General features: G+C 58.4%; 15 protein-coding genes. 2 read left to right on the forward strand and 13 right to left on the reverse strand.

From position 1 onward, the window contains the following. Nucleotides 1-884 precede the first annotated feature (884 nt). Nucleotides 885-1,367 carry a universal stress protein gene (locus H281_RS34950; RefSeq protein WP_020070501.1) on the forward strand — a complete coding sequence of 161 codons (483 nt, stop codon included), beginning with the start codon at nucleotides 885-887 and terminating at the stop codon, nucleotides 1,365-1,367. Nucleotides 1,368-1,915: 548 nt separating this feature from the next. Here H281_RS34950 and H281_RS37745 read toward each other — a convergent pair. From H281_RS37745 to H281_RS0128245, 7 genes are all read right to left on the reverse strand, one after another. Further along, nucleotides 1,916-2,815, reverse strand: a complete 900-nt coding sequence (locus H281_RS37745) for a reverse transcriptase domain-containing protein (protein WP_456306467.1) — start codon at nucleotides 2,813-2,815, stop codon at nucleotides 1,916-1,918. Between the two features lie 750 nt (nucleotides 2,816-3,565). After that, a complete protein-coding gene (locus H281_RS36165; RefSeq protein ID WP_084690189.1) occupies nucleotides 3,566-3,988 on the reverse strand; it encodes a LacI family DNA-binding transcriptional regulator in 423 nt (140 codons plus the stop codon). Nucleotides 3,989-4,320: 332 nt separating this feature from the next. Continuing rightward, nucleotides 4,321-5,367, reverse strand: coding sequence for a histone deacetylase family protein (locus H281_RS0128225; protein WP_020070503.1), 1,047 nt, complete (start codon nucleotides 5,365-5,367; stop codon nucleotides 4,321-4,323). Between the two features lie 65 nt (nucleotides 5,368-5,432). Next, entirely contained in the window at nucleotides 5,433-6,545 is a 1,113-nt protein-coding gene (locus H281_RS0128230; RefSeq protein WP_027805017.1) for a porin, read from the reverse strand. Between the two features lie 247 nt (nucleotides 6,546-6,792). Further along, nucleotides 6,793-8,238, reverse strand: a complete 1,446-nt coding sequence (locus tag H281_RS0128235) for an aldehyde dehydrogenase family protein (RefSeq protein ID WP_020070505.1) — start codon at nucleotides 8,236-8,238, stop codon at nucleotides 6,793-6,795. Nucleotides 8,239-8,258: 20 nt separating this feature from the next. Next, the gene (locus H281_RS0128240) at nucleotides 8,259-9,377 is read right to left on the reverse strand and encodes an ABC transporter ATP-binding protein (RefSeq protein ID WP_020070506.1); all 1,119 of its coding nucleotides are present in this window, start codon (nucleotides 9,375-9,377) and stop codon (nucleotides 8,259-8,261) included. Between the two features lie 12 nt (nucleotides 9,378-9,389). Beyond that, nucleotides 9,390-10,778 (reverse strand): aminotransferase, encoded by a 1,389-nt coding sequence (locus H281_RS0128245; RefSeq protein WP_020070507.1) that lies wholly within the window; start codon nucleotides 10,776-10,778, stop codon nucleotides 9,390-9,392. A gap of 133 nt (nucleotides 10,779-10,911) precedes the next feature. Here H281_RS0128245 and H281_RS34960 point away from each other — a divergent pair, with 133 nt between their 5' ends. Further along, nucleotides 10,912-11,589, forward strand: coding sequence for a GntR family transcriptional regulator (locus H281_RS34960; protein ID WP_020070508.1), 678 nt, complete (start codon nucleotides 10,912-10,914; stop codon nucleotides 11,587-11,589). A 79-nt stretch (nucleotides 11,590-11,668) separates the two neighbouring features. On the opposite strand, the gene H281_RS0128255 is transcribed toward H281_RS34960, so the two are convergent. Genes H281_RS0128255 through H281_RS0128280 form a run of 6 tightly spaced genes read right to left on the reverse strand, consistent with a single transcriptional unit; the run spans nucleotide 11,669 to nucleotide 17,663 of the window. Further along, nucleotides 11,669-12,709, reverse strand: coding sequence for an ABC transporter substrate-binding protein (locus H281_RS0128255; RefSeq protein WP_020070509.1), 1,041 nt, complete (start codon nucleotides 12,707-12,709; stop codon nucleotides 11,669-11,671). A 53-nt stretch (nucleotides 12,710-12,762) separates the two neighbouring features. Further along, nucleotides 12,763-13,785 (reverse strand): histone deacetylase family protein, encoded by a 1,023-nt coding sequence (locus H281_RS0128260; protein ID WP_027805019.1) that lies wholly within the window; start codon nucleotides 13,783-13,785, stop codon nucleotides 12,763-12,765. Nucleotides 13,786-13,819: 34 nt separating this feature from the next. Continuing rightward, nucleotides 13,820-14,560 carry an SDR family NAD(P)-dependent oxidoreductase gene (locus H281_RS0128265; protein ID WP_020070511.1) on the reverse strand — a complete coding sequence of 247 codons (741 nt, stop codon included), beginning with the start codon at nucleotides 14,558-14,560 and terminating at the stop codon, nucleotides 13,820-13,822. Further along, a complete protein-coding gene (locus tag H281_RS0128270) occupies nucleotides 14,551-15,477 on the reverse strand; it encodes an aminotransferase class IV (RefSeq protein WP_020070512.1) in 927 nt (308 codons plus the stop codon). The genes H281_RS0128265 and H281_RS0128270 overlap by 10 nt, the downstream gene beginning before the upstream one ends. Before the next feature lie 16 nt (nucleotides 15,478-15,493). Beyond that, a complete protein-coding gene (locus tag H281_RS0128275) occupies nucleotides 15,494-16,309 on the reverse strand; it encodes an ABC transporter permease (protein WP_020070513.1) in 816 nt (271 codons plus the stop codon). 10 nt (nucleotides 16,310-16,319) lie between these two features. Continuing rightward, nucleotides 16,320-17,663, reverse strand: a complete 1,344-nt coding sequence (locus H281_RS0128280; protein ID WP_020070514.1) for an ABC transporter permease — start codon at nucleotides 17,661-17,663, stop codon at nucleotides 16,320-16,322. Between the last annotated feature and the right edge of the window lie 30 nt (nucleotides 17,664-17,693).

Here is a 17,693-nt window from a genome sequence, read left to right on the forward strand (position 1 = left end):
TCCCCATGGACGCACGCCATCCAGATAAATCATCTTTGTAGTTTCAGCCGGCCTGCTCCTGTTCAAGAGTCTGTCACGGAGATGCCTGCCTTCATTTTATATCACGGCGTGATATTTTCAAGCTCAGCCTACAGGTCGATTGCCCGGTTTCGCGGCGACGCCACGCTCTTAACCTGGCTGTCCCGCATGGTTGTCAACGAATGCTACGGACGTCTGCGCCGGGCAGCGCGCCGGCAGAACGCAACTCCTTGGTGGACGAAACATTCAGGTCGATATTAATGCCATGATCGCGCAAGGATTCCGATTCGCCAGACAACGCGATAGCGCGCGCTAACTGCCCGAAATCTTTCGCGTTGTGTTTGTGTTGCGTTCTGTCGTGCAACTGAGCGTCGAGGAGACGGCAAGTTTCTCGACATCTCGGAAGCGACGGTGCGAAGCCGCCACTTCCGCGCCAAAAGCCTGTTGCGCGAATCGTTGGTGCAACGATATCGATCTCGCCCAGCGTGACGTACTCGAATTCGGCGGCGCCAACTGCGACAGGGTGATCAGCAACGTCCTGTCGCGGAAAGCCGGGAGGATGGCCAGAGCAGTAGCGCACCGGCGATTTAGATCGCTCCCCTCGTCGGCGTCTGACTCACGACCTCACGCGCCAGTGCGGCGGACTGCAAACGTTCTCGTAGATCTTGTTACAACGCACTCACCGGTACGCCATCTGAAAGCTGCAAAGGCGACCGTTTTTATATCACACAATGACATATAATAAAATTGAACCCACCTTCGACGTTTGTGCTGCCGCAGTCTAGCGCGACAGCCTCCCGAACTGTAGCGATCTACTGCTCGGTTGCTGAACTAGCGAGACGGATTGAATCGGAGCGAATGACGACATGTCTGCATTCGGGCGCATCCTGTTGTGTTACGACGCAACCCGTGAGGGGCGGCGCGCGTTGCGCCATGGCGCCTCATTGGCGGAGCTGATGAATGCGGAAACGCACCTGCTTGCCGTTCTCACTAGCCCGACATGGTCGCAGGGGGCCGATATTGCGTCCGCCGTGCCGTTCGATACGCTGGAGCAGTCTGCAAGGGAGATACTCTGCGATGGAATCGAGAAACTTGCGGCGCGCGGAGTCGTCGCAACATCCCATTTTGCGATTGGTGACCCGCTGGACCATATACCGCTTTTTGCCCGCGAGCTGAAGGCCGATCTGGTTGTCGTGGGGCATCGCCGAAGCGGCCCAGTCCGGCGATGGTGGAGCGGCAGGAACGACAGATTGCTGCTAGATAGGGTTTCCTGTGCAGTACTGATCGCTATGGACCTGGACGACGCAGACGCTCACGAGCCGGTAGAGACAGTTATCACGCATGCATAGTGTCTTGGGAAAAGCGCGTCGCCAAACGATCCGGCAGTCGTGATTTTCCCACCACGCCAATACCTTGAAACATGACCAACAAAACCATTGAAGCCATCATTGGTGACACCGCATGTTCAGTGTCACCAGTTCGGCTCGGCGCATGCTGGGCTCCCGCAATCCGACCGGAAGCGCCCCAGCATGGCATCATCAGCAAAACGCGACATTTCAATTTAGCGGAAACGCGACATCTGAACTTGGGACTCACATCCATTCCGTTGATAATTTAATTTATGTCAAATTGGGTGTTTTGCGAAGAGCGCTTGATGTCGCTAATCGTTGGTTCAAGTAATTTTGTTTCGGTTTTGCAATCGCGGTAGGGATGCCCATTACTGGGCACCCCCCGCACAGATCCCGCGTGCGCGATCCGCGCACCGGGCTCCGACCTCGGGTGTTTGACGGCAAAGCGCTGGTCGGGCCACGGATGAACGATTCCAGGGCGTGGGAGCCAGGTGTTGGCGATCCGCGTTATTCGCTCCCACGTCATGGCGTCCTTCTGGCTGCGTCGCTTAAGCGTGCGCCGCCAGAGGTTGACAACGTGGTGACGAAACGCGCCGAGCGCGCGCGAGTTTGTGGGAACCGCGTGATACGCAAAGTACCCGCGCACCACCTGCCTTAGCCACTTTCCTTGCACTGGTATCGGGTCGTGCATGCGCCGCCGAAGCGCCTTCTTGACCTGCCTGAGTTTCTCCCGCATGCGGTCGCCACGAGTCTTCCGTTGAAGCTGGAAGGCACCGCGACGAGACTTGCCGCAGATAAATATGAAACCCAGAAAGGTGAAGGTCTCCGGCCGTCCAAGACCACGACTTTTGGCGGTTGGCGGCTGCATAGCGACCAAATTCCAGTAGCCTCGTCTTGTCCGGGTGAAGCGTAAGCGCGAACTCCTCCAGCCTCGCTCGCATCGCGTCCCAGAAGCGCCTTGCGTCGGCTTCGTACTCGAAGCCGACGACGATATCATCCGCGTAACGCACGATGATCACGTTGCCTTTGGCTTCACGCCGTCGCCACCGATTGGCCCAGAGATCAAAAGCATAGTGCAGGTACACATTCGCGAACAGCGGTGATGCCACTGCCCCCTGCGGTGTACCCGTTTCACTGACGCTCAGTTCCCCGTCCTCCAGAACGCCCGCCTTGAGCCACTTACGCACAAGGCGGATGATGCGCTGGTCGCCGATCCGGTGTTCCAGAAATCGGATCAACCATTCCTGGCTTAATCCGCCAAAGAAGCTCCGAATATCTGCGTCCAGAATCCAGTCCACTGGCGTGCGGTCGATGGCCACCGACAACGCATCCATCGCATCATGCTGACTGCGCCCGGGCCGGAACCCGTACGAGAAGCCGAGAAAATCTGTCTCGTAGATCGCGTTTAGCACCTCGACCACCGCACGTTGGACGATCTTGTCTTCCAACGCAGCAATTCCCAACGGGCGCTGTTTCCCATCCGGCTTGGGTATGTACTGCCGCCGAACGGGCAGTGCCCGGTACGCTCCACTTTGTACTTACGCGTGCAGACGCAGAAGGTTGCCCTCCAGATTTGCTTCGAAGTACCGCCATATCATACCGTCCACCCCAGGAGCCGCATTGCGCTTGAGCGCATGGAACGACTCGCGAAGCCGGTCGATGGTGACGTGGTGCAGCAGAGCGGTGAACCGCTCCTTCTTCCGCTGCCATGCAGCTTGCCGTACACGTTCCAGCCCCTGTGGCACGCTTGCCCGGTTCTGCGCCCGGCACGTGTTGGACTGACCCGTGTTCCCCTTGGTCCCCGCCCTTCGCTCCACCCACTCCGCGGCCGGATCCCCGGCGTTGTTCGCGGGCTTCTTCGCTACTATTGCGGAGTCTGACTTCTCCGTCCGTTCATCATCGGCGACGGCTCCTCGCCTTCCCGATGCGGGCCTGTCCATGCCGCGACAGGTCAGACTGGAGATCTCCCGGTTCCCGCACAAGCAGCGTACGCACGTGCCAGGGTCTCTGACCACGCTGGGCCGCCCGGTCACTCGCGATAGCGCAACCGGTCGTGTTGCCTTCCATGATTACTAACATGTCTGCGCCCAGGACGATACAACTATCGTGGCTCAATGGCTGGCCCGCACGCACCCCTGCCGACGCTTCGCAGACGTCCTCGCGGGCGGCTACGCACGGCTCGGGGCCGACGTGAGTTGCTAGCTCTTCATCGTAACGGACTTCCACCGTCTACTCTTTGCCGGTCTCCCGGCGCACAGTAATTTTGTTCCGTGCGAGCTGAAAGTCGCTTGAGTTTCTGTTTCACAGGAGAATTGATGACTTGATGAAACCGGTTGTTCCATCAACCGTTCCCTACCTGGACATGCTAAGCCGGTAACAGCTCGGTGTGAAGCTCTGGGGACAACGTAGCCGCCGGGCAACCCGGAACGCTTTGTGCGAAGGGTCGCCGTAATCCGGTTTGGGGAATATTTAAGCCGGCGCGCCGCTTGAAGCACACGGTCAACCACATCCGCGCTGATCAGATGACGGGTATCGGGATTCATCACACGGGAGACTGTTGACGAGTGAACGCCGATAGAATCGGCCAATTCTCGCAGAGTAATCAGCTTTTTTTGCGTCATCTCTGGAACAACGCGGTGCTGCCGGCCGCGCTTTATTAACCATAGCCACCTGGCCTAACCGGCGGGAATGAATCGGAGTTCCTTGTCGCGGGACGGTTACAAAGTTCAAAGGCAGCGCTTCTGCCCGGGCATCACGCAATCGAAAAATCCTGACGCCGAATGCTGCGGACGTGAGCATCAATGCCGTTGCTTAATCGGCCAGCGGAAGAAAGGAGTCTCGCGATTACCGATGCGGAGTAGCTGTACGGGACGAGTTCGCACCACTCAATGAGGCTTTCGATTCACACAGCGCTATGTTCACGAGCATGCCTCACGCCCCGAACTCAACGCTGTCAGTCATGGATCGGCCCGTCATGTTTACTTGCAAAATTGATCATAAAAGAGCCGAAGACGTCCGATAGAGTATCGAGGTTATAACCGCCCTCCTGCACCAGAACGGTTGGTACGTGGAGTGCCCCCAGGCGCGCCCCTATTGCACCAAAGCCAGAAGTGCTGATACGCAGTCCATTCGCCGGGTCGGCTTCATGAGCGTCGAAGCCCAACGACACAACTAACGCGTCTGCATTGAAAGCCCGGATTACCTCTTCTGCACGTACCAACGCGGTAAAATAGGCTTGCTCGTCACTGCCGCGGTCCAGCGGCAGGTTCAGGTTGAAGCCCGCCCCGACCCCGCGGCCAGTTTCCGACGCATATCCCGTTGCGTATGGGTAATAATCCGCAGGATCCCGGTGAATCGACACGAACAACACGTCAGCGCGTTCGTAGAAGATTTCCTGCGTGCCGTTTCCGTGGTGAACGTCGATGTCGATGATCGCTACTCTCGAACGTTTCTTTAGTAGCGTATGTGCGGCAAGCGCCGCATTGTTGAAGTAGGTCGCACCTCCTCCCGCATCTATGCCTGCGTGGTGGCCCGGAGGCCGACATAGGGCATAACTGAACGATCCGTTTTCGGACACAATCAAAGCGGCGCGAATCGCGACGTTGGCCGAGGCGACAGCGGCCTCGAAGGTATGGACGCCAATGGGCGACAAAAAGTCGGTCATGTGAATGCCCGCACGGCCGAGAACCGATCCTGGATAGGTCTCGACTGACGTTCCTACCGGGAAAAAGCTGGGTTGGACCAGGGAGGCATCCAATCCCAGCGCCGACCATTCACCATATGCTGACTCAAGGAAGCGGATGTAGCGTCCAGAATGCACAGCGGCAAGTTCCGTCCAACTGGTCGCTTCCGATAGGATGGGTTCGAGCCCTGCCTTGATCGCCTCGACGAGTAGACGCTCCACCCGCTCAGGAACATCCCGGCTCGTTCGCAAGGAGCCCCTCTCGAAGACCTGACCGGGAATATGCAACCGATGCTTGTCAGAATAGACGACATGCATTGACGAATCTCCTTCAAACCGGTCCGCCGCGGAAAACCGGCAGCGGACCAGTGACAATCGCCGCTTCAGAACCGGTGGCGGATACCGGCAACGCCGACTATCTGATGATTGTTGCTGGAAGGCGCCGCATCTTGCTCGATCCACGCATTGGCACCGCTCGCACGCTGATAAAACGCATTCAGATAAACGTCAGTGCGTTTGGACAGGAAGTAGTTGGTTCCCGCTCCGATCTGATGGTAGTGGGCGTTCGTCGCAGTCGCTGATGTGCTTCGCTGAGTGGTGTACATATAACCCAGACCGAGTTGAACTGCCGGTGTCAGCATGTATTTCAAGTTTACTTCGTAATTGCCAAAATGGAGGCTGCCTCCAGTCTGCAAATCGAACGTCGAATTGGTATAGAGCAATCCTAGTGTCGCCGTCCCGAAGGTATAGGCTGCTCCGCCACCAGCCACCCTGTTGCGCTTCACATTGCTGATGATGGAAGATGCGAGACTGAAGTAATTATCCGAACCGATCGCCCCTCCGAGACTGCTGCCCGGATTGTCGAGCAGCGCATAAGCAGCGTCGAGACGAAGCGGGCCGTTCACATAGTCCGCGCCAACGCTCCAGGTGCGATTCGACGCGAATCCTCCCGCCGCATTGGAAAAACCGTAGAGAGCGCTCCCAGTCAAGCCGCCAATGGTTGGGCTCGTGTACTTGACGGAGTTCTGGGAGCGATACGTATTATTGATCGCGTCGGTATCGTAGATCGCGTTTCCATAGCCTGAGAGCGTCCCGACGCCGTTGGCCTGCAGATAAGGCAGGAAATCCTGGACGCTGTTGTACTGGCGACCAAACGTCACTGAGCCATATGAAGGATCACTGATTCCGACCCAAGCGCTACGGCCGAAAAGGCGACCACCCTGCGCGAGCGCCCCGTTCTCAGGATTGAAACCGTTCTCGAGCTTGAAAAGAACCTTTCGCCCGCCCCCAATGTCCTCAGCCCCCTGAATCCCCCAGCGCGATCCTGCATAGTTGCTAGCAGTGGCTTGATAAGCTTTCTCGCCTCGCTGATTGTTCGTGAAAGTAAAGCCGGCATCGACCAAGCCATAAAGCGTTACCGAACTTTGTGCATGCGCGTGTACACCTGAGCATGCAATCGTACAACCGACTGTGACCTTACAAATTTTAGTTTTCATTTCCAACCTTCCTTTATTTGTAGTTAGTTGTACAGATTAAATCTATCAATACTTACAATTGTAGGAACTGCGGTTTGTTCTACGGTCGCAGCAAGTCGACGCTCTAGAACAAACCGCAGGTCAGTCGATTGACGCGTTGAGGCGAATCAGATACGTGACCTGCTCGGAACAATCATGCTGAGATTGTGGCAGCCATGCCCGTGTTCGCTCACCTAGTCACAGCCAACATCTGCAAGAACTAACGACCTCACACCTTTCCGACCTTGTCTCTCACGACCATCAGACGAAGTTCCGTCATGTCCTCGATCGCATATTTCACGCCTTCGCGGCCCAATCCCGAATCCTTGACGCCGCCATACGGCATGTTGTCGACGCGAAATGACGGAACGTCGTTGATCACCACGCCCCCCACTTCCAGTTCGTCCCATGCAAGATTCACGTTCGTGAGGCTGTCGGTGAAAATGCCGGCCTGCAGGCCGAAATCGCTGTCGTTGACCGTTTCGAGCGCCTGGCTGAAGTCCGTGAACTTTTCCAGGATCGCGACCGGCCCGAATGCTTCCTTCCGGTACAGATCCTGGCCGCGCTGCACGCCTTCCAGCAGCGTCGCTTCGAACATTGCGCCCTCGACCTTGCCGCCCGCGATGATTTTCGCGCCGCTCGCCACGGCGCTTTCCATCCAGCCGGCTAGCCGCTTCGACTCGGATTCCGAGATCATTGGGCCAACGAAGGTCTTTTCATCCTTCGGATCGCCCGTTTTCAGCGACTTCGTTTCCGCGATGAGCTTTTCACGCAAGGCGTCGTAGATATCGGCGTGAATCAAGATCCGCTGCACGCCGATGCAACTCTGCCCCGACTGATAAAACGCGCCGAACGCCAGCCGGTCCACGACGTAATCCAGCTTGTCAGCCTGATCGCGATCGACAATCGCCGCCGCGTTGCCGCCCAGTTCCAGGATCACCTTCTTCTTGCCCGCTTTCTTCTTCAGTTCCCACCCGACCGCCGGCGATCCGGTGAACGACAGGAGACGAAATCGATCATCGGTGGTGAAAAGATCGGCACCGTCGCGATGAGCGGGAAGGATAGAGAACGCGCCTTTCGGCAGATCGGTTTCGGCGAGGATTTCGCCCATGATGAGCGCGCCAACCGGCGTGCGGCTCGCGGGTTTCAGCACGAACGGGCAACCCGCCGCGATGGCCGGCGCGACCTTGTGCGCCGTGAGATTCAGAGGAAAATTGAACGGCGAGATGAACGAGCACGGGCCAATTGGCACGCGTTTGTAATAGCCGTGGTAACCGGCCGCGCGTGGCGCAATCTCCAGGTTGATCATGCCGCCGTCAATACGCACCGACTCCTCGGCCGCGACCCGGAAGGTATCGATAAGCCGCGTGACCTCACCCTTCGAATCGTTGATCGGCTTGCCCGCTTCAATGCACAGCGCCTCGGCGAGTTCGTCGAAACGCTCGCGAAAGCGCTTCACACAATGATCGAGCACCGCTTGGCGCTGATACGGCTTGAATTCCCGCATCGCGCGCTGGGCGGCAACGGCGTATCCAATGGCCGCGTCGATCGCCTTCGCGTCCGCCATGGCCACGCGGGTGGCCACTTCGCCGCTGAATTTATCGGTGACTTCCAGGTCGGTATTGGCCGCGACAGCTTCGTTCGCCAGATAGTAAGGGTATGATTTTCGTAACATCAGCTATACCGTGACAGGGGTTATTTAAGTGATGACAGCGGTTGATGCATCGATCGCTGAAACGCGTGTGCATCCTGCGTTCTCCACCCAAAACGGAGTTCCTGACCCACACTTGGCAAGGCCCGATATGCTCCAGAAACTTTTGCGATGAATGAGTCCCCCGAGTCAGTGACCAACAACACCCGCAGGTGATCTCCCAAGTACGTCAGGTCAGAAACTCGTCCTTGCAGCCATTGCCATTGATCGTCGGCAGATCCCTGTTCGATCGACACGCGCTCAGGTCTGACCACAATTTCAACCACTCGATCAATCTCTCGAACCGGACTCGTCGATGGCACCTCGAGCGAAAGGCCGGAAGTCAGACGAACCGTGTCAACCATACTGCCCACGCTGACGACGGTACCTGTAAGCCGATTGCTCTCGCCGATAAAGCTCGCAACATCGAGATTTGCCGGTCTTTCATAGAGTTCGTCTGGCGAGCCAATTTGGGAAATGACGCCTTGCTGAAACACCGCAATCCGGTCGGACATCGTCATCGCTTCGGCCTGGTCGTGGGTCACATACACTACCGTCACGCCCAACTCGTGATGTAACTGCTTGATCTCATACTGCATGTGCTCGCGAAGATTCTTGTCAAGGGCGCCAAGTGGTTCATCCATCAGGATCAATTCAGGCTCGAAAACCATCGCGCGCGCCAGCGCCACACGCTGCTGTTGTCCGCCGGACAGCTCCGAGGGCCGACGCCTTTCCATGCCATGAAGTCGCACCATGTCCACGGCGCGTTTGACCTTTGCCACGGTCTCGTTGCGCGATACATTTCGCATCCGCAGCGGATAGGCTAGATTTTGCTCAACGGTCATATGTGGGAACAGCGCGTAGTTTTGAAACACCATGCCAATTCCGCGCTTATGCGCCGGAACAGTCTCAATCGGTTTGCCGTTCATCCAGATTCCGCCTAGCGTCGGCGTCTCGAACCCCGCGAGCATCATCAGTGTCGTTGTTTTGCCCGATCCTGATGCCCCGAGCAACGTCAGGAACTCGCCGCGGCGAATAGACAGGTTCAAATCCTTTACTACCAGATTTTCGCCGTCGTAGGATTTCTGTACCCCAACGAAATCAATAATTGATTTGCTTTCCACCTTGCACCCCTCTTAATTCAGGTCGACCTGCGGGCTTCGCCCGGCTTCGTCAAGCGCACGCGTGAGCTTCTGGACAATCAAATCTATTTCGTCCCGCGTGACGATGAATGGCGGACTCAGGGCAATCACATCGCCCATATTCCGCAGGATCAACCCGTGCGCCCTCGCTCGCGCTTCGACTGTGGCACCGACATGGGCCTCAGACCGAAACGGCGCTCGCGTGTCCTTGTCGCTGACAAGCTCTATTCCTGCTATCAAGCCGCGCCCCCGAATTTCGCCCACGAGAGGATGTCCGGCTAGCGACGCGAGCCGGTCGTGCAGGTAAGCACCCAGTTCCTGTGTCCGCTCCGGCGCGTTCATTTCCTGATAGATCGTGACCGCTTCCAGCGCAACGGCAGCAGCAACCGGATGGCCCGAGTAGGTGAAGCCATGCCCGAATGGGCCGCTGCGTGCGCTTTCACTTTGGAGCGCGGAATATATTTCTCCGCTGATTACCACGGCGGAAATAGGCACATAACCCGATGAAAGCGTCTTTGCGCACGACATCATGTCCGGCACGAAGCCGGCTCCTTGTGCACCGAACCAGTCACCGGTGCGCCCGAAGCCGCAAATGATTTCATCGGACAACATCAAGATGCCATGTTTTCGGAGCACCTTTTGGACAGCCGGAAAGTAACCGGCCGGCGGCACGATGACACCGCCCGCCCCCAGAATCGGCTCAGAAATAAAGGCTGCGATCGTGCCCGCGCCTTCGCGAGCGATCAACGCTTCGAGCTCAGCCACCAACCGGGCGACAAACTCCGCTTCGGTCTCGTTCGAACGGCCGTTCCTGTAGAAATGCGGACACTCGACGTGCAGGATTCCTTCCACCGGCAAGCCAAATGCCGCGTGCATATGCGGTAGACCCGACAGGCTTGCGCCCATGACCGTCGACCCATGAAAGCCCTTCTTGTGCGCGATCATCTTCCGGCGTTCCGGCTTGCCGAGCGCGCGATGATACGACCACGCTATTTTGGTCATCGTGTCATTGGCTTCTGAACCAGACGATGCAAAGAAAATTTTCGGGTCTTCAAGCGGCACGATCGCCGCAACCCGTTCGGCAAGGCGCGCGACAACGTCGGGAACACGGTGGTTGAACGTGTGATAGTAAGGCAGTGTTTCAAGCTGCCGTGTCGCAGCGGCGGCCAGGCGTCGATCAGAAAATCCCAGCGCCGCGCACCAGAGCCCGGACATCGATTCGATATATTCTTTACCGGTTTCGTCGTAGACGCAGATTCCATCACCCCGACACATCACGAGCGGCCCTCGATGCTGATGTACAGGGAGGTTGGTCTGCGAATGCAGATGGAATTGCACGTCTTTTCTTGCCAGATCACTCAGGTTTTCGGTCTGAATACTCATCTTGCCTCCCGTTTCAATATAGGATATATCCTATATTTTTGAAAAAAATTGGCAACCCATTTCATTGCCGTAGCGGCGTTCAACCAAACGCCGAATCCGTTATAATTGCCCAAAATATACGATATAGAATCCAGTGAACGACCACCTTCAACCCATCGAACGCGCGAACATGTCTGCGCGCGTGTATAGCGAAGTCCGTGAGGCGCTGATCGCCGGTAGCTTCATGCCAAACGAACGAATTCGCATCCACGAACTGGCCGAACGGTTCGGCACCAGCGCAACCCCGGTTCGTGAAGCGCTCATGCGGCTGGTCAGCGAGAGAGCGCTGGATATGCAGGCCGCCAAGATGATCAGCGTGCCGCCGCTCGATACGGCCCGTTATGTCGAGCTCCGAACCATTCGGCTCTCGCTCGAACCGCTCGCGATCGAACTGGCGACTCCCCGGCTATCTAAACGCGATCTGGCCGAGTTGAACTCAATTAACAAGCGCTACATCCAGGCCGGGTTGAAGCATGACCCCGTTGAGCGGATGCGCCACAACCGTGAGTTCCATTTCGGTATCTACAGTCGGTGCGGACTTCCTACTCTGCTGGCGATTATCGAAACCTTGTGGGCTTCGACCGGTCCCATACTTCGCGCCTACTACAACGATGCCTATTCCGGGTCGAACAACGATCCCGACAGTCATCGAGAAATTCTGGATGCCTTGGGGAAAGCGGACGCCCAGGCTGCCGGTGAAGCAATCCGCACCGACCTGCTCGGCGCGGGCTCCACCATCAGTGCATTCCTCGATCGGGTTTCCGGTAACTGAAACTCGTCGATGGAGCCTGATCAGACGTCATCGACCCGGGGACCCTGTCATCAACGCAGCGCAACCCGCTCCTGCATTCCTAGTGGCTGCTCCAGCGTGCAAAACGTTGCTGCAATTCGTCGAGATGATCCGCCCAGAACGCGGTGTTTTGAAGAACCGGACCCTGCAGGTTCTGAGGCGCGTTAGGCAAGTTGGCCAAGGCCGCTGCGGGCAAGGATGCCAACGCCTGCCGATTCGCCGGTCCGTATGGAACGAGCTGAGAAAAGCGCGCCTGCTCCTGCGGGGCGGACATATAGTCGATCAACCTGACAGCCGCTGCCTTATTCGGTGAGCCCTTGAGCACGACCCAGAACGTGGGGCCGTAGATCTCATTCTTCCAGACGATCCTGAATTGCCGGCCTTCCTTGTTAGCCGCATCGAGCCGGCCGTTGTACGCACTGGTCATGGCAACCGCGCCCGAGGCAAGCCATTCAACCGGCTGCGCACCGGCATCCCACCACTGGATATACGGCTTCAGTTGATCGAGCTTCGCGAATGCCCGGTCCTGCCCGGCGGGCGTGGCGAGCACCTTATAGACGTCGGCAGGTGCGACACCGTCGGCGAGCAAAGCAATTTCCAGCGTTTGCTTCGCCTGCTTGCGCAGACCCCGCTTGCCCGGCCATCGTTTGACGTCCCAGAAATCGGCCCATGACTTTGGGCCGTCCTTGATCCGGCCGCCGTCATAAGCGAGAACGTTGGCCCATATCATCGACCCCACGCCGCAGCGCGAAATCTCGCTGCGAGGGATCCCGGCGGTCCCCGGCGCGGCACGCGCCCAGTCAACCTGTTCCAGCAAGCCCTGATCGCAGCCATTGACGACGTCCTCTTCATCCATCTGCACGAGGTCCCAGATGACATTATTCCCTTCGACCATCGCCTTGGCCTTCGAGAGACCGACGAGGTTGGTATCCTCGATCAGGTGTTGCCCTGTTTGCTGTTGATAGGGCTTCCAGTAAGCTGCTCGATACGCATCCTGCAAGGCGCCGCCGACACTCACCACGGTAAGATCGCGAGCGTATGCAGTCGAGAGTGCGCAACACACCAACGCCGCAGCGAGCGGCACTATTTTTAGTGGCTTCATTTAGATTCCCCGGAAATCAGATCGACAAAAGCGGCGCTCAGTTTCGAACCCATCTAGCCGGCGAAACCGCGAAAGAAACTCAACAGGTTCGCGCCGATATTGGCGCGATCGTAGCCACCTTCCTGAACCAGAACGGACGGTAACTTGAGCGCCGCAAGCTTGCCCGCGATACGGGCAAAGCCATCGGTCGTGATGCGTAACCCCTGAAACGGGTCGAGTTCGTGAGCATCGAGACCGAGTGACACCACCAGCGCGTCCGGTGCAAACTTCTCGACACGGCGCAAGCCAAAATCCAGCGCACCGAGGTATGCGTCGTCGCCGGTGCCCGCAGGCAACGGCAAGTTGAGGTTGTAACCAAGTCCGGCACCTTCGCCGCGCTCCTGAGCGTAGCCGCAGAAATACGGGTGATAGTCGACCGGGTCGCGATGCAGGGAGACGAAGAATACGTCTGGACGTTGATAGAAGACGCCTTGCGTGCCGTTGCCGTGATGAACGTCAATATCGACTATGGCGACCCGACGGGCCGTGCGCAGCAAATACTGAGCAGCAATTGCGGCGTTGTTGAGGTAGCAGACGCCGCCTCCGCGATCCGCATAAGCATGGTGACCCGGCGGGCGGCACAGTGCATAAGCAGCGTGCTCGCCGGCGGCGACCCGCCTCGCGGCATCTGCGGCAAGATTCGCCGCGGCCATTGCAGCCACGTATGTTCCCTCACCCATCGGCGAGGCGAGATCCTGCATGTGATATCCCGCTCGCCCGACGATCCGGGTCGGATATCCGTGAGTCATGCCATGTACCGCGAACACGTTGGGCACCACTTCCGGACCGGCCTCGGGAATCTGCCGCCACATCTCGTAGGCCTCTTCGAGAAAGCATAGATAGTCCGGCGTATGAATCGCGGCGACAGGCGCAATTCCAAGCTGCTCCGGCACAGGCGTCGGGTATCCCGCGGCCTTGACGGCCGCCAGCAATTCGTCGGCGCGTTCGCGCTTTTCCTGGGCTTCGCCCATTGCGCCTGCTTTGAAGAAAAAGCCTGGCTCGTGCAGGCGATGCGCTTCCGTATAAAGAACGGGAATCATAAAGGTCTCACTATCAGATCAGGATGTCGTTTCAGACCGGACGAGGGGGAGTCTTCAGCCCCGCTGTCTCGCCGCCGTCGACGGTTAGAGTCGCGCCATTGACATAGCTGGAAGCCGGCGACAACAGCCAGTGCACGGCCTCGGCTACTTCGGACGGCTCAGCCAGCCGTCCTGCCGGAATCCTGTGAGTCAGCGCCGCCAGACGTGCGCTATCAGCAAGTACCTTCTCCATCATCCGCGTTGCAATCTGCCCCGGACAGACCGCGTTGAAGCGAACCTGCTGGCCGTATTCCAGCGCAAGGGCCTGTGTCAGTCCCAGCAAGGCGGCTTTCGACGCACAATAGATCGCGAGCCCTTCTTCGCCGACCTTGCCTGCAATCGACGACATGTTGACTACCGAGCCGCGTGCCGCAATCAAGGCCGGCAGTGCATGCCGGATGAACAGGAATGCGGAACGCGCGTTGACCGCCATCACCCGATCCCAATCCGCCGCGCTTGCCTCGGAGAATGCACTGCGGGCCGAGGTGCCGGCGTTGTTCACCAGCCCCGACAGCTTGCCATTGCTGAGCGCCACCGTTGCTTCGACAATGCGCTGACAATCCGCTTCGCTGGCGACATCGCCCTGCATGAAGGTAGCGCCGGAAAGCTCCGCTTCGAGCGCTCGCCCGCTGGCTTCATCGCGTCCGGTGAAAACCAGCTTCTGGTTATCGAGCACGAGGCGTCTTACGATAGCTTCGCCGATTCCATGTGTGCCGCCGGTGATCAGAAACATGGTACGGGTTCTCCGTTTTGCAGGCTGTAGTCGATCGGCGTGCCGAGCCAGCCAGTTTCCTGGCGCCGCCAGTATTCACCTGCGAATTGCCTCGTGATGCCGCCGACGCAGCCGCCGCCCACCGGTTCGCCATCCAGAACGGTTACCGGCATGATGCCGCCCGCCGTACTGGACAGGAAAATTTCGTCCGCCTGGCGTAGCTCGTCCGGGCTGACTGGCCGAACCTCGCAGCGCCGATCGAGCAATCCGGCCAATTCGATGACGGTACGACGAGTCATCCCTTCGAACACTCCGCTGTCCGGCGTAGCAAGAATGCCATCCTTAACGAGGAACACGTTGAACCCGGCACCCTCGGTGACATGTCCGTGGCCGTCGCCCAGCACGGCTACGATCGCGCCACGGTCGTAGGCTTCGAAAATTCCCATGGTCAGGTCGAGCCAGTGAAAGTTCTTGACGCGCGGGTCTACCGCTGCGGGCGGAATGCGCTGCACGCCGCTGACGATCATGGAAAGGCCGCGTTCGCGTTGTTCGTCGTTTGCGATCCAGACGAACGGCTGCGCGAAGGCATAAAAGCGATTGATACATTCTCGTGGATCGCGCGAACCGCGAGTGGGCACGCCACGCGTACAGGTCATCTGCACATACGCATCCCGCAAGCCGCTTTTGCGAACGCACTCGGTGAGAATGTGCTCGATCTGCTCCTTTGAGTAGGGCAAGCTCATCCGCAGGCTGCGCATCGATTCGAAAAAACGGTCGATATGATCGCCCAGCCGGAAAAAGCTGCCCTTCCAGACATGGGCGACATCGTAAGTCGCGTCGGAGCGCACGAAGCCCCGGTCGAGGATCGGAATCGTGGCTTCTGAAACCGGCATATACACGCCTTCGATGAAGGCAACGCCATTGCTAAAATCGGACATGGTCAGGACTCTGCAATCAGGTGGGCAGTTGCAACTGGCGGCGCGCACGTTGCGTCATCCATGCGACGCAAAGCAAAGTGAGAAACGCGACCAGCAGAAGAAAAGTGGACATCGCAACGGTGGACGGGTTGATGCTGTCGCGCATGCCGTCGAACATCTGGCGCGGCAACGTGCGTTGCGCCGGTCCACCGATAAACAACGCGACCACGATGTCATCGAACGACGTCATGAAGGCGAACAGTCCTCCGGAGACGATACCCGGCGCAATCAATGGCAATGCGATACCAAAGAAGCTTCGCATCGGCGCGGCGCCGAGCGTCGACGCCGCTCGCAGGAGGTTCATGTCGAAGCCCTGCAGCGTCGCGGTCACGGTGACCACCACAAACGGCGTCGCCAGCACGGTATGAGCAAGCACGAGTCCGGGCAGGGTGCTCGTGAGCCCGAGTTGACCGAAGAAGAAATACATGCCGAGCCCACTGATAACGGGCGGCACGATCATCGGGGAGATCAGGAAGCCGAGCATCGAACGCGCCGCAGGCAAATCGCGCCGCGCGAAAGCAAACGCTGCAAGCGTCCCCATCACCGTCGCAAGAACTGTCACGCTGGCGCCCACGATCAGGCTGTTCAACAGCGCGTCCATCCACGGTCCGCCGGTAAACACCTGCCTGTACCACTGCAGTGAAAACCCCGGAAGCGGATAGGACAAGAAGCTGCCCGAGCTGAACGAGATCGGCACGACCGCTAGCAACGGCGCGATGAGAAACACGATCATGATGCCGCCAAACGCGTGATGGATCGCGTTGGCAAGCCGGCTTAAAGATTGATGGATCATTCTTCCCTCCCTAGCGCAAGCCGGCGATCTGGCGAATGCCTACTGTTCTCGCCGCAATCGCGTAGATCAGTGCGACGCTGGCCAGCAAGACGATTCCGAGTGCCGACGACATGCCCCAGTTCACCGTTGTGTTTGCATAGAAAGCGATGAAGTAGCCGAGCATCTGTTCTCGGGCACTGGCAACCAGAGACGGCGTGATGTAATACCCGATCGTGATGATGAACGTGAGCAGTGCGCCCGCGCCGACGCCGGGCATGGTCATCGGCAGATATACGTGTAAAAAGCCGCGTACTGGATGCCCGCCGAGCGATGCCGAAGCGTGCATGAAATGCTTCGGTATCGCCTTCATGGATGTGTAGATCGGCAGCACCGTGAACGGCAGCATGATATGGACCATGACGATATACAAGCCAGTCGAGTTAAATATCAATGTCAGCGGTTTGTCGACGATATGAAGTGCGATCAGCGCATTGTTTACGAGGCCATTCTCCTGAAGCACGACGATCCATGCGGTCGTCCTCGCCAGCAGCGACGTCCAGAACGGCAACATGACGGCGAGGAGCATCGCGAACGCAAACACCTTGTTCGCCTTCACCATCAACGCCGCGAGCAGATATCCCAGTACCAGGCAAACGGTCGTCACGACCGCCGCGATCCTGAAGGTGCGTACGAGTATTTCCAGGTAAATCCGCTGATCGCCAGAAACCCGGACAATATGCCCGCTGTCGTCCACGTGCAGATCGAGCGCCGCCAGCAGGTAATATGGCGTGTAGGACGGTGCTGCGCGGCGCAACGCCCGCCACGTCGACGCAGCGCCCCACTCGGGATCGATCATGGTAAGCCTCTGTGTTGCGCTTACGTCATTCCCGCTCGTCCCGGTTGCCGCACCTGCAGTCGCTGCCGCGGTCGCCGGCGTGCCCGTCCCGGCCGGCTGGGCCGCCCAGCCGCCTACGCTGTTCGTGTCTTCGCCATTGGCAAGCGTGCGCGCCGTCTTCAGAAACAGCGTCCGGAAGCCGCTATGCTCATAGTTCATCCGGCGCGCTACTTCGCCGAGTTCCCGGGAGCCATAGGACGCTTTGAGTTCGGCGGCAAGCGTTCGGTAAATCGCCTCCGGCGGCAACGCGGTCGCGTTCTCCGGTTGCCATGCAAGGACCGCTTCCGCGGTATGAGGAAGCGCTTCCCGGACCTCGGGATTGGCGAGCGCCCGGTAGAACATGACTCCGATCGGCAAGACAAAAAAAGCGGCAATGTACACGCTTAACGGTGCAATCAGAAAAAGCGACACCAGCCGCCGGCTACGGTTCGACGTTCGCAATGCACGGCGCAATGGCGTCGGTATCGAGAGTGTGGTCACGGAAGTTTCCATTTGGAGCCTGACGCTTGA

The organism is Paraburkholderia caledonica (assembly GCF_000383275.1).
Classification (GTDB): domain Bacteria; phylum Pseudomonadota; class Gammaproteobacteria; order Burkholderiales; family Burkholderiaceae; genus Paraburkholderia; species Paraburkholderia caledonica.